15 protein-coding genes are annotated in these 17,295 nt (G+C 58.1%); 1 reads left to right on the forward strand and 14 read right to left on the reverse strand.

The window, feature by feature from the left end; all coding sequences use genetic code 11:
* Positions 1 to 72 precede the first annotated feature (72 nt).
* Complete coding sequence (secM, locus tag ACUTSW_RS15240; protein ID WP_445584792.1) at positions 73 to 606, reverse strand: secA translation cis-regulator SecM; 534 nt, start codon at positions 604 to 606, stop codon at positions 73 to 75.
* A gap of 26 nt (positions 607 to 632) precedes the next feature.
* Between secM and ACUTSW_RS15245 the strand changes: the two genes are divergently transcribed.
* Complete coding sequence (locus ACUTSW_RS15245) at positions 633 to 1,157, forward strand: DUF721 domain-containing protein (protein ID WP_013811498.1); 525 nt, start codon at positions 633 to 635, stop codon at positions 1,155 to 1,157.
* 14 nt (positions 1,158 to 1,171) lie between these two features.
* Here ACUTSW_RS15245 and lpxC read toward each other — a convergent pair whose 3' ends face one another.
* The 13 genes from lpxC to ACUTSW_RS15310 all read right to left on the reverse strand — a co-directional run bounded on the left by lpxC (position 1,172) and on the right by ACUTSW_RS15310 (position 17,263).
* Positions 1,172 to 2,089, reverse strand: coding sequence for a UDP-3-O-acyl-N-acetylglucosamine deacetylase (gene lpxC / locus ACUTSW_RS15250; RefSeq protein WP_006317618.1), 918 nt, complete (start codon positions 2,087 to 2,089; stop codon positions 1,172 to 1,174).
* A 103-nt stretch (positions 2,090 to 2,192) separates the two neighbouring features.
* A complete protein-coding gene (gene ftsZ / locus ACUTSW_RS15255; protein ID WP_004950150.1) occupies positions 2,193 to 3,347 on the reverse strand; it encodes a cell division protein FtsZ in 1,155 nt (384 codons plus the stop codon).
* 74 nt (positions 3,348 to 3,421) lie between these two features.
* Positions 3,422 to 4,678 (reverse strand): cell division protein FtsA, encoded by a 1,257-nt coding sequence (ftsA, locus tag ACUTSW_RS15260; protein ID WP_004950148.1) that lies wholly within the window; start codon positions 4,676 to 4,678, stop codon positions 3,422 to 3,424.
* Positions 4,675 to 5,526 (reverse strand): cell division protein FtsQ, encoded by an 852-nt coding sequence (gene ftsQ, locus ACUTSW_RS15265; RefSeq protein WP_004950146.1) that lies wholly within the window; start codon positions 5,524 to 5,526, stop codon positions 4,675 to 4,677. The genes ftsA and ftsQ overlap by 4 nt, the downstream gene beginning before the upstream one ends.
* Before the next feature lies 1 nt (position 5,527).
* Positions 5,528 to 6,448, reverse strand: coding sequence for a D-alanine--D-alanine ligase (locus tag ACUTSW_RS15270; protein WP_445584793.1), 921 nt, complete (start codon positions 6,446 to 6,448; stop codon positions 5,528 to 5,530).
* A complete protein-coding gene (murC, locus tag ACUTSW_RS15275) occupies positions 6,441 to 7,916 on the reverse strand; it encodes a UDP-N-acetylmuramate--L-alanine ligase (RefSeq protein WP_013811495.1) in 1,476 nt (491 codons plus the stop codon). The genes ACUTSW_RS15270 and murC overlap by 8 nt, the downstream gene beginning before the upstream one ends.
* A gap of 86 nt (positions 7,917 to 8,002) precedes the next feature.
* Positions 8,003 to 9,067, reverse strand: coding sequence for an undecaprenyldiphospho-muramoylpentapeptide beta-N-acetylglucosaminyltransferase (murG, locus tag ACUTSW_RS15280; RefSeq protein ID WP_004950140.1), 1,065 nt, complete (start codon positions 9,065 to 9,067; stop codon positions 8,003 to 8,005).
* A 3-nt stretch (positions 9,068 to 9,070) separates the two neighbouring features.
* Positions 9,071 to 10,273, reverse strand: a complete 1,203-nt coding sequence (gene ftsW, locus ACUTSW_RS15285) for a cell division protein FtsW (RefSeq protein ID WP_004950139.1) — start codon at positions 10,271 to 10,273, stop codon at positions 9,071 to 9,073.
* A complete protein-coding gene (gene murD, locus ACUTSW_RS15290) occupies positions 10,270 to 11,589 on the reverse strand; it encodes a UDP-N-acetylmuramoyl-L-alanine--D-glutamate ligase (protein ID WP_062869626.1) in 1,320 nt (439 codons plus the stop codon). Before murD ends, ftsW begins: the two co-directional genes overlap by 4 nt.
* A 2-nt stretch (positions 11,590 to 11,591) precedes the next feature.
* Entirely contained in the window at positions 11,592 to 12,674 is a 1,083-nt protein-coding gene (gene mraY, locus ACUTSW_RS15295; protein ID WP_004950137.1) for a phospho-N-acetylmuramoyl-pentapeptide-transferase, read from the reverse strand.
* The gene (gene murF, locus ACUTSW_RS15300) at positions 12,668 to 14,029 is read right to left on the reverse strand and encodes a UDP-N-acetylmuramoyl-tripeptide--D-alanyl-D-alanine ligase (RefSeq protein ID WP_445584794.1); all 1,362 of its coding nucleotides are present in this window, start codon (positions 14,027 to 14,029) and stop codon (positions 12,668 to 12,670) included. The genes mraY and murF overlap by 7 nt, the downstream gene beginning before the upstream one ends.
* On the reverse strand, positions 14,026 to 15,513 hold the full coding sequence (murE, locus tag ACUTSW_RS15305; RefSeq protein ID WP_006323584.1) for a UDP-N-acetylmuramoyl-L-alanyl-D-glutamate--2,6-diaminopimelate ligase: 1,488 nt from the start codon (positions 15,511 to 15,513) through the stop codon (positions 14,026 to 14,028). Before murE ends, murF begins: the two co-directional genes overlap by 4 nt.
* Positions 15,500 to 17,263 (reverse strand): peptidoglycan glycosyltransferase FtsI, encoded by a 1,764-nt coding sequence (locus ACUTSW_RS15310; RefSeq protein ID WP_004950134.1) that lies wholly within the window; start codon positions 17,261 to 17,263, stop codon positions 15,500 to 15,502. Before ACUTSW_RS15310 ends, murE begins: the two co-directional genes overlap by 14 nt.
* Between the last annotated feature and the right edge of the window lie 32 nt (positions 17,264 to 17,295).

Below are 17,295 nucleotides of genomic sequence, written 5' to 3' on the forward strand. Positions count from 1 at the left end.
CTGTCATGACAGCCAACATAGGCAGTCAACTTGCTGTTATTTTTAGGTTTTTTTCGCCCAAAGGGCAATGAATCAGCTTAACGCTACTGGCCCGGCGCGAATGCCCTGCACCTGCGCGAGCCACAAGCCGGTCTGGTGCTGCGCAAAGGCAGGCAGCACGGCATGATGGGTACTGCGAATGATGGTCGGCGGCTTTGGCTCATGCGTCAGCAGCGCGTTGAGTGTGGAAAGCAGCGCAAGTTGCGCCACCTGCAACGGGGGTTCTGCGACTTCCGCCTCGCTTTCCTGCACCCGCGCGTAGACTGCCTGCGGTGCAAGAGCAAAAGAGAGGTGACGAATGACGGTACGAAGCGCATGCTGGTGCCAGTAGTCGACGCTGAAGGTCGGGCGGCGGTGCGCTTCCTGCAGCAACGCCAGGCTATTAAAGGCGCCGCTGGCGGAATTTTGCCGGTTCAGGCTGGACGAGGTGCTCGGCAGAGCGGCTTGATCGGAGTTGCCTGACAGATTTGAAGGTACGCCAAGCGTGGCCGCGACCATCCCTAACAGGAGATGGGGCCAGAAATAACGTCTGCCAAATTGTCGCCAACGATTTAGAATACCGATCACGAGTTTATAATCCGCCGGAGCCCATTATGCGCGATAGCCGTCCACAATTATTAGATGTCCTGTTCGACGACGCGTCTGCAGAAGACAAAGGGCCGCTGCATAACGTCCAACAACGCGCTGTGGCGCTGCTTAAGCTTAACCGTGCAGTGAAAGGCGTCTTGCCCGTTCAACTGCATCCCTGGTGCCGCGTCGCGAATTTCCGACAGGGTATTTTAGTGCTAGAAACGGCCAATGCCAGCTGGCTGATGCGCCTGCGCTACGAACAACCGGCTTTATTATCTGCACTACGAGCGCAAATTCTACCATCATTGTCGTCGATCGACATCAGGATTAATCCGGCCTTGATGGCAAAAGGGAGCAACCTTGTGCAGGACGCCGCAAAAACCTTGGGGAATACGCAGACAAACGTGCCGATGCGGCATCTGAGTCAGGAAAGTGCTGAGGAATTAAGAGGTTTGGCGAGCCGCAGCCCGGAAAAACTGCGCAAGGTATTGGAACGACTGGCGTCGCTGGCCGGAGAGAGTGCCAACGCTACCAGTCGTAAGAAGTAATCAGCAGTATCGACTTATGCCAATACGGTGGACGGGGCTTTGAATGCCAACGGCATTTCGGCTTCGTCCTGGAAGGTGACGTATTCCCACGCTTCCTGTTTCGCCAGAACGGCTTGCAACAGTTTGTTGTTCAGCGCATGGCCTGACTTGTACGCGGTAAACGCGCCAATGATGTTATGGCCGCACATGAACAGATCGCCGATGGCGTCCAGCATTTTGTGGCGTACGAATTCGTCTTCAAAGCGCAGGCCGTCTTCGTTCAGAACGCGGTAGTCATCTACCACGATGGCGCAGTCAAAGCTGCCGCCCAGGGCCAAACCACGTGACTGCAAATACTCGATGTCACGCATAAAACCGAAAGTACGCGCACGGCTGATTTGACGCACGAACGAGTCGGCGGAGAAATCCAGACGATAGCGTTGCGTACTGGCGTCGATCGCCGGGTGGTTGAAGTCGATGGTAAAGTCCAGACGGAACCCGTTATGCGGGGACAGCTCTGCCCATTTATCGCCATCTTCAACACGTACGGTGTCTTTCAGACGCAGGAATTTCTTCGCTGAGTTCAGTTCTTCGATGCCGGCATCCAGCAACAGGTAGACGAACGGACTGGCGCTACCGTCCATGATTGGGATCTCGGCGGCGTCAACTTCAATAATGATGTTGTCGATACCCAGCCCAGCCAGCGCAGCATTCAGATGCTCAACGGTAGAAATACGCACGTCATGCTCATTGACCAGGCAAGTACAGAGCATGGTATCACGCACGGATTTTGCATCAGCCGGAAAATCAACCGGTGGATTCAAGTCAGTGCGACGATAGATGACCCCGGTATTAGCCGACGCTGGGCGCATTGTCAGCGTGACCTTTTTGCCGGTATGCAAACCGACGCCAGTCGCCTGAACAATACGTTTTAATGTCCTTTGTTTGATCATCGTTTTATCTCGCAATGTTATCCATCCTACCGACCAAGCATACAGCATGGCCGGCGGGACAGTTTAGCACAAAGAGCGGAGATTCCAAATTCTCAGGATATTCTTAGTCTGCCTGCTTGCGCAGGAAGGCAGGAATATCAAGATAGTCGGGCTCTTTATTAGGCTGCGCAGTCGGATCGTTGACCACCTTGGCGGCCGGTTTCACTTCCTGCGGCAACGGCGACATGCCGTGCTGCTGGTAGCGATGATCCATCACTGGCTGGCTAGCCTGTTTATTGGTCACCAGAGTGATTTCAGGACGTTTGTCCATGCCGATACCGGTCGCAACCACGGTCACGCGCAGTTCGTCGTTCATTTCCGGATCCAGCGAGGTACCGATAACCACGGTGGCGTTGTCGGAAGCGAAAGCACGAATGGTGTTACCCACGGTTTCGAACTCATCCAGACGCAGGTCGAAGCCGGCGGTGATGTTGACCAGAACGCCGCGAGCGCCGGACAGGTCGATGTCTTCCAGCAGTGGGCTGGAGATCGCCATTTCCGCCGCTTCTTCAGCGCGGTCTTCACCACAGGCAACGCCGGAACCCATCATCGCGTAGCCCATTTCGGACATCACGGTGCGCACGTCGGCGAAGTCGACGTTCATCAGGCCCGGACGGGTGATCAGCTCGGCGATACCCTGCACCGCGCCTTTCAGCACGTCGTTAGCCGCGCCGAACGCGTCCAGCAGAGAAATGCCGCGCCCCAGAACTTTCAACAGCTTGTCGTTCGGGATAGTGATCAGTGAATCCACATGTTTGGACAGCTCTGCGATACCCTGCTCAGCGAACGCCATGCGTTTCTTGCCTTCAAAATTGAAAGGCTTGGTAACCACGGCCACTGTCAGAATACCCAGATCTTTAGCAACTTCAGCCACAACAGGTGCTGCACCGGTACCGGTACCGCCGCCCATGCCGGCTGCAATGAAGACCATGTCTGCGCCATCAAGTGCGGCACGCAGGGCTTCACGGTCTTCTTCCGCTGAATTGCGACCCACTTCAGGGTTCGCGCCTGCACCCAGACCTTTGGTAATACCGCTACCGATCTGGATGGTTTGGCCAACTGCCGTTTTACGAAGCGCCTGAGCGTCTGTATTAACGGCGAAGAATTCAACACCTTCGATGCGCTCGCGCACCATGTGTTCAACGGCGTTGCCACCGCCACCGCCGACGCCGATGACTTTAATCACCGCGTCATTGGTTAGTTCCATTGGTTCAAACATAGTTTCTCTCCGTTTTGTGCCTGTCGCTGCGAGATCATAAAAAGATTACTCAGCATGATCTCTTTGTTGAAACATTAAAACTCTTTTCTCAGCCAGCTATTGATACGTTTAAACCAATTGCCCACCGAGGCGCGTTTTTCTACTTCTGCCTCACCGCTCAGGTGAGACTCTTTTCCATAGTGCAGCAGACCTACCGCAGTTGAGTAGTAAGGCTCCTGCGCATAATCCGTCAGACCCGTGATGTTCAAGGGTTGGCCGATGCGTACCTGGGTGTGGAACACCCGTTGCGCACAGGCTGCCAGGCCATCAATTTGGGCGGCACCACCGGTCAGCACAATACCCGCCGCCAGATGATGCTTCACCCCTTGCTGACGCAGTTGCTCCTGCAATTGCAAAATTTCATCGTTAACCAGATTCAACAGTTCGGTGTAGCGTGGCTCAATGACTTCAGCCAGTGTCTGTCTTTGCAGACTACGAGGGGGACGTCCCCCAACGCTTGGCACCTCTACACTTTCATCCTTGCTAACAATCGACCCAAGCGCACAGCCGTGTCGAACTTTGATCGCTTCCGCGTCTGTCGGCGGCGTGCCGAAGGCGTAAGCGATATCGCTGGTGACCACGTTCCCGGCGTAAGGGATCACTTTGGTGTGGCGCAGAGCACCGCCGGTGTACACCGCCATATCCATGGTGCCGCCGCCGATATCCACCACACAAACGCCAAGTTCGCGCTCATCTTCGGTCAGAACCGCATAGCTGGCGGCCAGACCGGCGAAAATAAGTTGGTCAACTTTCAGACCACAGCGTTCTACCGCTTTAACAATGTTCTTTGCCATATCGTTATGGCAGGTAATCAAGTGCACCTTGGCCTGCATACGCACGCCGGACAACCCAACCGGGTTCTTGATGCCTTCCTGATAGTCGATGGCGTATTCCTGAGGGATAACGTGCAGGATGCGGTGTTCGTCACGTACGCGTACCGACTTGGCGGTATGCACCACGTTCTCCACATCTTCCTGCGTCACTTCCTCTTCGGAAATAGGAACCATCCCTATTTCGTTCTGACAGCTGATGTGTTTACCCGACAATGCGAGGTAAACCGAAGAAATCTGGCAATCCGCCATCAGCTCGGCCTGATCGATAGCGCGTTGTACGCATTTGACTACCGACTCCAGGTCGTTAACGCCACCCTTATCCATACCGCGAGACGGGCAACTGCCCACCCCGATAATGTTGACCATGCCATCGGGCAGAACTTCCCCTACCAATGCGGAGACTTTTGCAGTACCGATCTCCAGTCCAACTACCAGTTTTCTGTCCGTCGACTTGATCATTGTTGTTTTGCCTGTGCCTGATTCTGTTGCTGATTACTGTTCTGCTGACCGCCTACCGCCTGCGGGTCGATCAATATCGGCGTCCAACCTACCGAGGCGCCGGATTCATAGCGCAAATCGACATAGTTGACGCGCTTGCTTTCCGCCTGCCCTTGTTGCAGCAATACCGGATAGAGCTCGATAAACCGCTGCAGGCGTCCGGTACGATCGTCACGTCCCAGCTCCAGCCGAACATCATTATCCAAAGCCAGCTGCCAGGAATGGCGAGCGCTCATGGCCGCCATTTTCAGCGTAAACTTGCTGGCCGCTAACATGTTGCTCATGGCCTGATAACCTTCCAGAACATCCTGTTCGCTCCCTTCCGGGCCATAGAGCAGCGGCAATTTTTGTTTGCCAATTCGTTCTGCCGGCACGCTGAAGGATTTGCCTTCGGCGTCCACCATGTGTAAATCATTCCAACGCGCAATCGGGACATACTCGACCAGGTGGATCTTCAGCTCATCCGGCCACTGCTTGCGCACGCTGGCCTGCTTGATCCACGGCAGGCGTTCAATCTGCTGCTGGATGACATCAACATCCTGCGTCATGAACGTGCCCGGCGCACCCAGCGCCAGAATCGCCTGGCGAATATCATCGTTGGTGGTGTAATGGCGTTCGCCGGTGACCACCAACCGTGAGAGCGGCAGCCGACTGGCGTCTTTCATCCAGCCAATCACCATCCAGCCACTCCACAGCACCGTTCCCAGCACCATCAGCAGGAAAACCATTCCCGCCAATTGAGTTCCATTGCTGCGGCGCGGGCTGTTATCCACCTCGCGTTCACGCGCATTCAGGGCAGCTTGCGACATATCAGTCGGCCAACTCCAAAATTCTCGCTACCAGCTGCGAGAAGCTTAAACCAGACTGGCGCGCTGCCATCGGCACCAGGCTATGACTGGTCATGCCCGGCGAGGTATTCACCTCAAGCAGATAGAAGCTGCCATCGCTATCCTGCATCACATCCACGCGGCCCCAACCGCTGCAGTCCAGTCCACGGTAGGCGCGTAACGCCAGTGCGGCCATTTCGGCCTCTTGTTCCACACCCAGGCCACTTGGACAGAAATACTGGGTATCGTCCGAAATGTACTTGGCCTGATAGTCGTAAAACACGCCGGCCGGTTGAATGCGGATCGAAGGCAACACCTGGTCGCCCAGCATCGCTACGGTATATTCAGGGCCACTCAGCCACTTCTCCACCAGCACGTCGTCGTCATGGCGGAAACCTTCTTCCAGCGCGGCCTCAAGGGCATCGCGTTCGGTTACCTTGCTCATGCCAACGCTGGAGCCTTCACGGCTCGGCTTGACGATCAGCGGCAGGCCCAAGGCCTCCACGCGAGCAATCAGGCTCTGTTTCTCTACACCGGCATACTGCCGGCGGTTAAGCGCCACATAAGGCGCGACCGGCAGCCCCATCGACTGCCACACCATCTTGGTGCGCCACTTGTCCATGGTCAGCGCCGACGCCATCACGCCGCTGCCGGTATAAGGCAGCTCAAGGAATTCCAGCATCCCCTGCAGGGTGCCATCCTCGCCGCCGCGCCCGTGCAGCGCGATAAACACTTTGGTAAACCCATGCTCTTTAAGCTGGGTTACCGGGAAATCGCGGATATCGATACCATGGGCGTCGATACCGGCTTCCCGCAGCCCTGCCAACACGGCAGCACCGGATTGCAATGACACTTCACGTTCAGCGGAGGTGCCACCCAGCAGTACGGCAACTTTATCAGCCATGATGTTCCTCCTCTTTTTTCTGTGGCTGCAGCTTCAGCTCAGCCAGTTTGCGGGCGATTTTGCCCACGTTGCCAGCGCCTTGCACCAGCACCAGATCGTCGGCCTGCAGCAGTTGCGCCAAGGTTTCCGGCACGATGTCCGCATCGGAAACCAGGATCGGATCCAGCTTGCCGCGGCTACGGATGGTGCGGCACAACGAGCGGCTATCCGCCCCCGGGATCGCCGTTTCGCCCGCGGCGTACACATCGAGCATCAGCAGCACATCAACCTGTGACAGCACGTTGGCGAAGTCGTCGTAGAGATCGCGGGTACGTGTGTAACGGTGCGGCTGGAAAATCATCACCAGGCGCTTATCCGGCCAGCCGGCGCGTGCAGCTTTCAGCGTGACGTCGACTTCGGTCGGATGGTGGCCATAGTCATCGACCAGCATCGCGGTACCGCTTTTGCCGTTCACCGGCTCCAGCGGGAACTCGCCCAGGAAATCAAAGCGGCGACCGGTGCCCTGGAAGCCCGCCAGCGCGCGCAGGATATCCTCGTCGTCAATGCCTTCTTCCGTCGCCACCGCCACTGCCGCCGCCGCGTTCAACGCGTTGTGACGGCCCGGAGCGTTCAGGGTCACCGTCATCAAGGGTTTATCCTGGCGGCTCAAGGTAAAGTGGCCCTGCGGCCCAACCTGGCGATAGCTCTCAATGCGCACATCGGCATCTTCGCTGAAACCGTAGGTAGTGATATGACGGCCCACGCGTGGCAGCAGTTCGCGCACCACCGGGTCATCAACACACATCACTGCACGGCCGTAGAACGGCAGGTTGTGCAAAAAGTTGATAAACGTCTGCTTCAGGTTCTCGAAGTCGCCCTGGTAGGTATCCATATGGTCGGCTTCGATATTGGTGACAATCGCCACCATCGGTTGCAAATGCAGGAACGACGCATCGCTCTCATCCGCTTCCGCGATCAGGTAACGACTGGAACCCAGACGCGCATGGGTACCGGCCGCTTTCACCAGCCCGCCGTTGACAAAGGTCGGGTCCAGGCCGGCTTCGGCGTAAATGCTCGACACCATTGCCGTCGTCGTGGTCTTGCCGTGCGTACCGGCGACGGCAATGCCGTGACGGAAACGCATCAATTCGGCCAGCATCTCCGCGCGGCGGATAACCGGGATACGCGCTTCACGGGCGGCGACGATCTCCGGGTTGTCGGCGGAAATCGCGGTGGATACCACCACTACGCTCGCATCCAGCACGTTTTCCGGGCGGTGATGGAAATAAATCGTCGCCCCGAGCGCGCTCAACTGTTGGGTTACCGGGTTAGGCGCCAGGTCGGAGCCGCTGATCTGATAACCTTCGTTAGCCAACACTTCGGCGATACCACCCATGCCGGCGCCACCGATGCCGACAAAGTGAATGTGCCGGACGCGTCGCATCTCGGGCACGATAGTACGTAGTTTCGCCAGTTGTTGTGTATTCATCACTCTCTCTAATCCGGGTCCGGCATGCCGGGCCCCTACATGACATTTCTTTGATTCAGGCTCGGCGTACCGAACCCCTGCATTATTTATTTGGCAACCCGCACCAGTTCTGCCGCCACACGCTCGGTGGCGTCGGGAATAGCCACTGCCCGCGCTTTTTCGGCCATCGCCAGCAACTGCGGGCGATCCCAACTTGCCAACAGATCCGCCACGGTATCGGCGTTGAACTGCGGCTGTTCGATAATCTTCGCCGCGCCGGCTTCTTCCAGCGGGCGGGCATTCCAGTACTGCTGCCGGTCTTTATGCTGGAACGGCACAAATATCGCCGGCAGGCCCGCCGCGGCGATCTCGCTGACGGTCAGCGCGCCGGAGCGGCACACGACAACGTCGGCCCAGGCGTAAGCGGCGGCCATGTCATCGATAAACTCGGTCACCTTATGCTGCGTCTGCCCTACCCTCTCGTAGTCGCGCAACACGTTTTCCAGCGCACCTTTACCTACCTGATGCCAGAGCGTAATTCTATCGCCCAATCTCGCCGCGACTTCAGGAACTGTCTGATTCAGCACCCGCGCGCCCTGACTTCCGCCAATCACCAGCACGCGGATGGGGCCTTCACGCCCGGTCAGTCGCTCCGCCGGCAGCGGCAGCGCCAGTACGTCGGTACGTACCGGGTTGCCCACGACGTCCGCATTCGGGAACGCACCGGGGAATGCCTGCAATACTTTTTTGGCGATACGGGCCAGCCAACGGTTGGTCAACCCGGCAATGCCGTTTTGTTCATGCAGTACCACCGGGATGCCGCACAACCACGCAGCCAAACCGCCGGGACCGGAAACGTAACCGCCCATGCCCAGCACCACGTCTGGCTGGTAGCTGCGCATAATCGCTTTCGCCTGGCGTACCGCATGCCAGATACGCAGCGGTGCGCTCAGTTGGGCCTTCAGCCCTTTACCGCGCAGGCCGGAAATACGGATGAAATCAATCTCGATCCCGTGCTTTGGCACCAGATCGGCTTCCATTCGGTCTGCGGTTCCGAGCCAGCGCACCTGCCAGCCCTGCGCCATCAGATGATGCGCGACCGCCAGCCCCGGGAACACGTGTCCGCCGGTACCGCCTGCCATCACCATTAAACGCTTAGGTTTCCCGCTCATCCCTTACCTCTTCACAAACGCCTGGGCTTTGGCCAGACGCGTTTCATAATCAATACGCAGCAACAGCACGATCGCCGTCGACATAATCAACAGGCTCGAACCGCCGTAACTTATCAACGGCAGCGTCAGCCCTTTGGTTGGCAGCATGCCGGCTGCGGCGCCGACGTTGACCAGTGCCTGGAAGCTGAACCAGACGCCGATCGAGCAGGCCAGAAAGCCGGAAAAGCGCTGATCGATCTCCAGCGCGCGGCGGCCAATCGACATAGCGCGAAAAGCGACGAAGAATACCATTAACAATGCTAAAACCACACCGATATAGCCCAGTTCTTCGCCCAAAATCGAGAAGATAAAGTCGGTGTGCGCTTCAGGCAAATACTCGAGTTTCTGTACCGAGTTCCCCAGCCCCTGCCCCCAAAATTCACCGCGGCCAAACGCCATCAGCGACTGGGTCAACTGGTAGCCACTGCCGAACGGATCGGCCCACGGGTTCCAGAACGACGTCACGCGGCGCATACGGTAAGGTTCGGCAATGATCAACAGCACCACCGCAAAGGCACCGGAGCCGATGATCGCCAGGAACTGCCACATCTTGGCGCCGGCCAGGAACAGCATTGCCAGCGTCGTGATAAACAACACCACCACGGTACCAAGGTCCGGTTGCGCCAGCAGCAATACCGCCAGCACTACCATTACGCCCATCGGCTTGCAGAAGCCCCAAAAGTTGGTACGCACTTCTTCTACCTTGCGCACCAGATAGCTCGCCAGATAGCAAAACAGCGACAGCTTGGACAGCTCCGCCGGCTGAATACGTAACGGGCCCAGCGCGATCCAGCGCGATGCGCCGTTTACCGAGCTGCCGACCACCAGTACGATCAGCAGCATCACAATCGACAACAGCAGCATCACATTGCTGTAGCGCTGCCAGACTTCCATCGGGATACGCAGCGTCACCATCGACAAGCCAAAGGCCAGCCCGAGGTACAGCGCGTCACGCTTGGCAAACAGGAAAGGATCGTCCGCCAGACGCTGGCCGATCGGCATTGACGCCGAAGTCACCATGACAAAACCGATAATGGCCAACCCGAAGGTCAGCCACAGCAGGGTACGGTCGTACAGCACCATATTGACCGAATCGCTCTCGCGCGATCCCATCACCCAGTCTTTCAGTCTTTCGGTCAACCCGAACGTCGGCACCCGTAATTTCATCCGCCAAGCTCCTGTGCCAGACGGGCAAACTCGTCGCCACGCACTTCAAAGTTACGGAACTGATCCAGGCTGGCGCACGCCGGTGACAGCAGCACCATATCGCCAGGTTGTACCCGGCCCGCGATCGCTTGCATCGCCTGTTCCATCGTGTCGGTCAGCGTGGCAACTTCCGGCCGCAGCTCCGCCAATTGTTCGCCATCGCGGCCGAAGCAATACAGGCGAACATTATCGCCCTGCAGATAGCGCCCCAGCGGTGAAAAATCGGCAGACTTGCCGTCGCCGCCCAGCAGCAGATGCAAAGTGCCGTCCACTTGCAGGCCATTCAACGCCGCTTCGGTGCTGCCGACGTTGGTGGCTTTCGAATCGTTAATCCAACGTACGCCGTTGTGTTCCCACGCCAGTTGGAAACGGTGTGCCAACCCGGTAAAGGTAGTTAGTGCCTTCAGGCTGGAGGCGCGCGGGATATTCACCGCATCGGCCAGCGCCAACGCCGCCAGCGCATTGGTATAGTTGTGGCGGCCAGTCAGCTTCATCTCGCGGGTATTCAGGATTTTCTCACCGCGCACGCGCAACCAGGTTTCGCCCTGCTGGCGGTTGAGGTGGTAGTCGCCCACGTCGGCCCCGAAACTGATGCAGCGCTGGTCTGCGCCGCGTACCGGCATGGTCAGCGCGTCATCTGCGTTAACCACGCACAGGGCGGCATTTTCATAGACGCGTAGTTTGGCGGCGCGATACTGCTGCAGGCCAAACGGGTAACGGTCCATATGATCTTCTGTCACGTTCAGGATGGTCGCCGCCGCCGCTTTCAGGCTGAAGGTGGTTTCCAGTTGGAAACTTGACAGCTCCAGCACATACAGCTGGCATTCCTGACGCAGCAGGCTCAGCGCAGGCAGGCCAATATTACCGCCCACACCCACCGCCCAGCCGGCCGCTTTCGCCATCTCGCCCACCAGAGTGGTGACGGTGCTTTTACCGTTGGAACCGGTGATCGCTACGATCGGCGCCTGGGCTTCGCGGCAGAACAGTTCGACGTCACCGACAATCTCCACCCCCGCATCCGCCGCAGCGCTCAACGCCGGGTGAGCCAGCGCCATGCCCGGGCTGGCAACGATCAAATCCGCCGCCAGCAACCAGTCCAGATTCAGGTCACCCAAATGCCGTTCAACGCTTTCAGGCAGCTTGTCCAGCCCCGGCGGCGAAATACGGGTATCCATAACGCGCGGCGTTACGCCACGCGCCATAAAGAAATCAACGCAGGACAGGCCGGTGAGGCCTAACCCGATGATGACCACTTTTTTACCCTGATAATCCGCCATAATTACCGTACCTTCAGCGTCGCCAGGCCAATCAGCACCAGCATCAGCGAAATAATCCAGAAGCGCACGATCACGCGCGGTTCCGGCCAGCCCTTCAATTCATAATGGTGGTGGATCGGCGCCATGCGGAAAATACGTTGCCCGCGCAGCTTGAACGATCCCACCTGCAGGATCACCGACAGCGTTTCAACCACGAATACGCCGCCCATAATCAATAACAGGAACTCTTGGCGCAGCAGTACCGCGATGGTGCCCAGCGCGCCGCCCAGTGCCAGTGAGCCGACATCACCCATAAAGACCTGTGCCGGGTAGGTGTTGAACCATAAAAAGCCCAGGCCGGCGCCAACGATGGCAGTACAGACGATCACCAGCTCACCCGCATGACGCAGATAAGGAATGTGCAGGTAGTTGGCGAAATTCATGTTACCGGTCGCCCAAGCCACCAGCGCAAAGCCCGCCGCCACGAACACCGTTGGCATGATCGCCAGGCCATCCAGCCCATCGGTCAGGTTGACCGCGTTGCTGGTGCCGACCACCACAAAGTACGCCAACAGCACGTACAACAGGCCGAGCTGCGGCATGATGTCCTTAAAGAACGGCACAACCAGCTCGGTGGCTGGCGTGTCTTTTCCTACGGCATACATGGCGAAAGCGAAAATCAGCGCAATCACCGACTGCCAGAAGTATTTCCAACGGGCTATCAGCCCCTTGGTGTCTTTACGCACCACTTTGCGGTAGTCATCGACGAAGCCGACGATGCCGTAGCCCACCAGCACGAACAACACGCCCCACACGTAAGGGTTGGATGGGTAAGCCCACATCAGCACCGAAATGGTGATGGAGGTCAGGATCATGATGCCGCCCATGGTCGGCGTGCCGCGTTTGCTGAAATGCGACTCCGGGCCATCGTTACGCACGACCTGACCGAAGGACATCTCCTGCAGGCGTTTAATCACCCGCGGGCCCATCCATAAGGAGAGAAACAGCGCGGTGAGCAGGCTGACAATGGCCCTGAACGTCAGATAGGAGAAGACGTTGAAGCCGGAATAATATTTGACCAAATGCTCGGCCAGCCAAACTAACATGGTGCTTTCTCCTGTAACGCGCGTACTACCTGCTCCATTGCGGCACTACGTGAACCCTTGATTAACACGGTAATTACCGCATGTTCCGACAGTAACTCCGCCACGCGCGCGATCACTGCTGCCTTGTCCTGAAAATGTTCGCCGCTACCGGAAGCCGCGCACAGCGCCTGGCTTAACGGACCGATACCTATCACTTTATCGACGCCGGCCAGCCGGGCCGCTTCACCCACCTGGCGGTGACACTCTTCGGCATCCGCCCCCAGCTCGGCCATATCGCCAACCACCATTACGCGGTAGCCCGGCATCTCTGCCAATACCTGCACTGCGGCGGTCATCGAGCCGACGTTGGCGTTATAGCTGTCATCGAGCAACAGCTTGTTTTCGGTAAGCGCAATCGGGAACAAACGCCCCGGCACCCCCTGCAACTGTTTCAACCCCTGGCGCACGGCTTCGAGCGAGGCACCGACCGACATGGCCAGCGCCGCTGCGGCCAGCGCATTGGCCACGTTATGGCGGCCCGGCAACGGCAGCGCTACCGTCGCGGTGCCGAACGGGCTGTGCAACGTAAATTGCGTGCCTTTGGCGTTCACCAGCACGTCGCTGGCGAAGAAATCCACGCCTTCCGCCGCCTGCGGCGAGAAGCGCCAGACGGTTTTATCGTTCAGCATGCTCTGCCAATGCGGCCAGTCGTTATTGTCGGCGTTGATGATCGCCACGCCGTCAGCCGGCAAGCCGGTAAAAATTTCACCTTTCGCCTGGGCGACGCCGGCCAAAGAGCCAAAACCTTCCAGGTGAGCAGCCGCCAGGTTATTCACCAGGGCGGTCTGTGGCCGCGTTAATGCGGTGGTATAGGCAATCTCGCCAATATGGTTGGCACCCAGCTCAATCACGGCAAAATCATGTTGCGGTTGTAAACGCAGCAGCGTCAGCGGCACGCCGATATCGTTGTTGAAGTTGCCGGCGGTATACAGCACTTCACCGCATTCACGCAAAATAGCGGCAACCATTTCCTTCACCGAGGTCTTGCCCGATGAACCGGTTAACGCCACAACGCGGGCCGGCACTTGCTGGCGCACCCAGGCAGCCAGTTGCCCCAGCGCCAAACGCGTGTCTTTCACCACCAGTTGCGGCACGTCCACCAATAAGCGCTTACTCACCAGCAGCGCCCCAGCGCCTGCGGCTACAGCATCGGCAGCGAAGGCATGCGCATCAAAACGCTCGCCCTTCAGCGCCACAAACAGGCAACCTGCGGTTACCTGGCGGGTATCTGTCGTCACCTCAATGATTTGGCAATCGGCGCCGATCAACTCAGCGCTCAATACATCGGCCAGTGCCTGAAGGGAGACAGGAATCATGCTATTACCCCCAGCAGACGCGCAACGGTGGTGCGATCGGAGTAATCCAGACGGCGGTTCCCCACCAGTTGGTAGTCCTCGTGGCCTTTACCCGCCACCAGCACCACATCTTGTTCTTTGGCTTGCATAATCGCGCTGGTTACCGCTTCGGCACGGCCGTGGATCACCAACGCACGCCCGGCATCCAGCAGACCGGTAAGGATATCGGCAATGATCGCCTGCGGTTCTTCGGTTCGCGGGTTGTCATCGGTCACCACTACGCGATCGGCGAACTGCTCGGCGATGCCACCCATCAGCGGGCGCTTGCCTTTGTCACGATCGCCGCCGCAACCGAACACGCACCACAGCTGTCCCTGGCAGTGTAGGCGCGCAGCTTCCAGCGCCTTCTCCAGCGCGTCCGGGGTGTGGGCGTAATCCACCACGACCGTCGGTTTGCCTGGCGCGTTGAATACTTCCATACGGCCGCATACCGGCTGCAGCTGATTGCCGGTTTCCACCAGTTTGTCCAGCGGATAGCCCAGTGACAGCAGCGTCGCCAGTGCCAGCAACAGGTTGCTGACGTTGAAAGCGCCCATCAGGCGGCTCTCAATTTCGCCGTCGCCCCAGCTTGAGCTGAAGCGGACAGTGGCGCCATTATCGTGATAACTGACCGCAGTGGTTTTCAGCCAGCGGCCATGACAACCCAGCTGCAGGTTATCCTGCATGGTGACCGCCACCGCATCCGGCAATTTGCTCAACCAGCGCTGACCCACTTCGTCATCGGCGTTGATGATCGCCTGCCCCACTTCGTGGCCGGCAAACAACGACCATTTGGCCGCTTCGTAATTGGCCATATCACCGTGGTAATCCAGGTGATCGCGGCTCAGGTTGGTGAACACCGCTGCGGCAAATGGCAGCGCCGCCACGCGGTTTTGCACCAACCCGTGAGAAGAGACTTCCATCGCGGCGAAAGTTGCGCCCCGATCGACCAACTCGTTTAATACGTGTTGAACATCCACCGCAGAACCGGTGGTATTCTCAGTCGGGCACACCTGGCCCAACAGACCGTTACCGACGGTGCCCATCACTGCGCCGGTTTCACCCAACAGTTGGCTCCACTGCGCCAGCAGTTGCGTGGTGGTGGTTTTACCGTTGGTGCCGGTCACGCCAACCAGACGCAGGCGCTCTGCCGGTTGATGGTAAAAACGCCCGGCCAATGCGGAAAGGCGCTGGTTAAGCTGGCTCAGATAAATCACCGGCACACCGTGCATTTCCGTGATTGCGCCGTCTTCGGCCTGACCTTCAGCTTCGGCAATCACGGCTGCAACACCCTGCGCAATGGCCTGCGGAATATAGCGGCGTCCATCTGTCTGATGGCCAACAACGGCGACAAACAGATCCCCGGCAGCCGCAATACGGCTGTCTAATGTCATTTCCCGCAGCGCGCGCCCGGGCGCCGTCGGCACCCATGGAGCGAGTAAATCGCGCAAATTACGATCTGCCACCTGAACCCTCTTTTTTGTTAATCACTAATTCGCTTTTATCAGCGGTGGGCAACGCGTCCGGTTCGACGTTCATGGTGCGCAATACGCCGCCCATGATGGCGCCGAACACCGGTGCGGAAATTGCACCGCCATAGTACTTCCCACCCTGAGGATCGTTGATCACCACCACCAGAGCAAAACGGGGATTACTGGCCGGCGCGACGCCGGCGGTATAAGCGAGATATCGGTTGACGTATTTGCCATCCGGGCCGACCTTTTTGGCGGTACCGGTTTTAATAGCGATGCGGTAACCCTTGATGGCGGCTTTCACACCGCCGCCGCCCGGCAGGGCCACGCTTTCCATCATGTGCACCACGGTGCGCACCAAAGGTTCAGGGAAAATGCGTTCGCCGGCAACCGGAGGGTCAACCTTGGTGATCGACAATGGGCGATACACGCCCAGGCTGCCGATCGTTGCGTAGACTCGCGCCAACTGTAACGGAGTTACCATTAGCCCGTAGCCGAAAGAGAAGGTGGCCCTCTCTATGTCAGACCACCGTTGTTTTTTTGGGTATATGCCACTGCTTTCTCCGACCAGCCCCAAATTGGTCGCTTTTCCCAGTCCAAAACGAGAGTAAGTATCTACTAACGCCGAGGACGGCATCGCTAACGCCAGCTTGGTAACGCCAACGTTACTCGACTTCTGCAAGATCCCGGTTACCGACAGCTCCGCATAACGCGCCACGTCTTTAATCTCGTGGCCCTGAATGCGGAAAGGAATGGTGTTCAGCACGCTGTTTTCTTTCACCACACCGTTATGTAACGCTGTCATCACCACCATAGGTTTCACGGTGGAGCCAGGCTCAAAAATATCGGTAATAGCGCGGTTACGCATGGTGTCTTTCGGCGTACCGGCCATATTATTCGGGTTGTAAGATGGGCTGTTGGCCATCGCCAGCACTTCGCCGGTGTTCACGTCGATCAGCACCGCCGTGCCTGATTCAGCCTTGTTGAACGCCACCGCGTTGTTCAGTTCGCGATACACCAGCGCCTGCAGGCGCTCATCGACGCTCAATACCAGGTTATGCGCCGCTTGGCTGTCGACCGAGGAGATATCCTCGATCACCCGGCCATAGCGGTCTTTACGCACGGTTCGTTCACCCGGTTGCCCGGTCAACCAGCGGTCAAAGCTCTTCTCGACGCCTTCGATGCCCTGGCCGTCAATATTGGTCACGCCGATAATGTGCGAGGTGACCTGGCCGGCAGGGTAGTAACGGCGCGATTCCTGACGCAGGTAAATCCCCGGTAGCTTCAGCTTGCGAATGTAATCGCCTACCGCCGGGTTCACCTGGCGAGCCAGGTAAACAAAGCGCCCTTTCGGGTTGGCGTTAACACGGGTAGAAAGCTGATCCAGAGGGATATTCAGCGCGTCGGACAGCGCCTTCCAACGGCTATCCAGCGTAATGCCGCCACGCTCGTTCAGCTCTTTAGGATCCGCCCAAATGGCGTTGACCGGTACGCTCACCGCCAATGGTCGGCCGGCGCGATCGCTGATCATGCCGCGTGAGGTCGGTACCTCCTGCACACGCAGTGAACGCATGTCGCCTTCTTTCACCAGGCGGTCCGGATTGATGACCTGCAGATAGGCCACGCGCAGCATCAATCCCACCAGCGCCAGCAAAATACAGCCGCACAGCAACGCAAAACGCCAGCTTACAAAGCTGGCCTGATTTTCCGGGCGTTTCAACTTACCGGGGCGTGCTGCTTTCATGCGTTCCCTTTCTTCTCCGTGTCATGATTTCA

The sequence above is a fragment of the Serratia sp. TSA_198.1 genome (genome assembly GCF_052686505.1).